We start from the raw sequence: 2,563 nt of genomic DNA on the forward strand, positions 1-2,563 counted from the left end.
TTCTGGCCATTTTGGCTCAATCTGACGACGGAAATTTGGAGTGCGGCGGCTTGACCTGCTTTCACAAGGCCTGGCTTTCCGCCACGGGCGGATCTGCCTGTGGCGGAAAGGGGAGAGGGAGAAGAGGTGACCCCCTCTCCCACCTGAACTTCGTCGCTAACTTAATCGCTAACTTTGTCGATTCCAATCGCGTCGACGAAGTTAGCGACTAAGTTAACGACGAAGTATTTCATAAGAGTGCGTTTAAGTGTGTGCTCCACACTTCCCCGTACACTTAACCGGATACCCTTACCGGATCTTGAATACGCTTCCCGACTTCAACCCGTCGTACAACTGGATCTCCTCCGCCCGCGACAACCCGGATGGGATGCCGGTGGTGATCCGGATGTTGTCGAGCGCCAGGTTGTCGTCCAGACTATAGCCTAGAAAACTGTTATAGCTGGAGATCGCCATGCCGGCGGGGAATGGCACCTGCTGAAGAACCAAGTTGCCGCCAATATACACGGCCGCACGATAGCTCCCATAGTTCAGGAACACCGAGACTCGGGTGTAAGTATTGGTAGCCATCGGGGTTACGGGACCACTGCCATCCAGGTAATTGCTGCAGACCGCCCAGTTCCCTGCATTCCAGACATTCAGGCATCCATTCGTCCCCACATAACTCAGGAACGTGTAACGATTGGTATCGAAGCCCGTGGGTGCCTCACCCCAGGATGGACGGATGTAATAATCCGTCCAGAGTTTGGGATGGCTCGCACCGGCAACCCGGTTGGAGAGGGTCGTGTCCGCCGGCAAAACCACTCCCTTCGAACTCGACGCCCCTTGCCCGGCCTTGACCAGAATCCCCGCACTGGATGCCCCCCAGCCGCGGAAGCCGAGATTCGTCATGATCGTGTCAGCCGCATAGACTTCGAAATCGTCAATAAAATCCAATCCCGCCGTCGCCTGCGTTCCCCAACTGTTGGTGATGCTGAACACCCCGGTCATGTCAACCCCGGCCGACGTTACGAGCAGCCGCCCGCCTGAGAAGTCAAGGTGCCCAGTCCCGTTGGTCGGCACACTCAGGACCGTCGCCACGGTCACGGTGCTGGCACCGGTGGCCAGGACGGAACCGAGGACTGTGGCTGAACCGACGGTCACAGAACCGCCGAAGGTCACAGTCGCATTCGCACTCACGGAGAGATTGCTGCACAGAAGCGGTTGGCTGAATGTCACAACAGCATTCGCGCCGATGGTGATATTGCTCCATACCGTCGCGGCTTGGAATGACACGATCGCCCCCGCCGCGATGGTCAGGTTCCCGCTATTGGTAAAGGCCTGCCCTCCAAACGTCACATTGCTGGAAACCGTGACATTCTCCGCATACTGCCCGGAATAGACATAGAGACAATCCCGCGCCCGCCAGGCGTTCAGGGCCGCCTGGATGGTGCTATAACGGGGATAGCCGGAACCACTGCCCACATACTGGGTGCGCGCCACGTACCCGTAGGTCTGGAGTTCCGCGGCATCCGGTCCGTCAACGCCGTTGAAGTTAATCGCATGCCTGGCGGTGGCATAGGTGTTCGTAATATACACATCATCCAACCACGCATCCCCATCCGCCCCATAGTACTTAAAGGCACCATAATCCGTAGAATGCCCCGCGAATGGCAGATCCTGAACCACCACCTGGTCGTTGATGAGGATCGCCGCCGTCTGGTTCGAAAAGTTCTGATAGATGGAAATGCTCGCGAAGGCATTGGTGGTGACCTTCGCTACCGGCTGGCCCCAGACGTCATTGCTGCAGGTCAGCCAGCCTCCGTTGGTCCACACCACCAGATAGCCATCCGGCCCAAAGTACTGGAGGGCCGAGACGCCATTAGTTGCGCTCAAATCCGGCCCCTCCCCGAGAAACGGCGTGATCCTTAAATCCGTCCACACCACACCCGCATTCGTCACCGCGACAGCATTCGTCAAGGCGGACCCGGCAGGCACCATGACTGAATTGCTGGGCGAGACATATTTTGTGTTCACCACCATCACGCTTGCAGTTGATGCCTGCCACTGCTGCACCGCTGTCACAAACGTGGCTCCATTGGTGAATGGATCCGCATCGAAGGGGTGGTTGATAAACTCCGCCCGGGCGGGTGCCAGCAACCCGAGCGCACCGATCATCACCGCTCCGATTATACGAAGTCTATTCATAGCCCCCTCCGCTTATTTCAAATGTGTATCCACGCACAAGAATCCAGTTTTACCCTCATTGAATCGCAATCACCGAGCCGCGCGGTGGAAGAATCTTATACTTCACAATCACAATGCCGGATCCGCCGGCGCCGGAAGTCGAGGAATCGTTTCGAGAGCCGCCGCCCCCTCCCCCGGTATTGACGTCGCCTTTCGTCGCCGCGCCGCCGACGATGTCGGTGTTCCCAGCCCCTCCTCCACCCATTCCGCCAGCACCGGCAGCAGAGTCACCTGCACCGCCGCCGCCGCCACAGTAGTACACATTGGAACCGGAAATCGAATAGGCCACTCCAGTGCCCCCGCCGCCGCCATTTGCGCCTGAAAAACCGATTGATCCCAT

General features: G+C 58.1%; 3 protein-coding genes. 1 reads left to right on the forward strand and 2 read right to left on the reverse strand.

The window, feature by feature from the left end; translation table 11 throughout:
• On the forward strand, window positions 1-212 hold a 212-nt coding region (locus WCI03_15235), incomplete at its 5' end, for a hypothetical protein (GenBank protein ID MEI8141205.1).
• Between the two features lie 76 nt (window positions 213-288).
• Here WCI03_15235 and WCI03_15240 read toward each other — a convergent pair.
• Together WCI03_15240 and WCI03_15245 are read right to left on the reverse strand one after the other, a co-directional pair.
• Window positions 289-2,184: a hypothetical protein gene (locus tag WCI03_15240; protein MEI8141206.1), complete on the reverse strand. Its 1,896-nt coding sequence runs from the start codon at window positions 2,182-2,184 to the stop codon at window positions 289-291.
• A gap of 108 nt (window positions 2,185-2,292) precedes the next feature.
• A partial coding sequence (locus WCI03_15245; GenBank protein MEI8141207.1) for a hypothetical protein occupies window positions 2,293-2,563 on the reverse strand: 271 nt, incomplete at its 5' end.

The sequence above is a fragment of the bacterium genome, assembly GCA_037143175.1.
Classification (GTDB): domain Bacteria; phylum Verrucomicrobiota; class Kiritimatiellia; order CAIKKV01; family CAITUY01; genus JAABPW01.

Excerpts from the sequence above, each read along its gene's own strand:
- WCI03_15240 (MEI8141206.1), bottom strand. The coding sequence starts at position 2,184 with ATGAATAGACTTCGTATAATCGGAGCGGTGATGATCGGTGCGCTCGGG.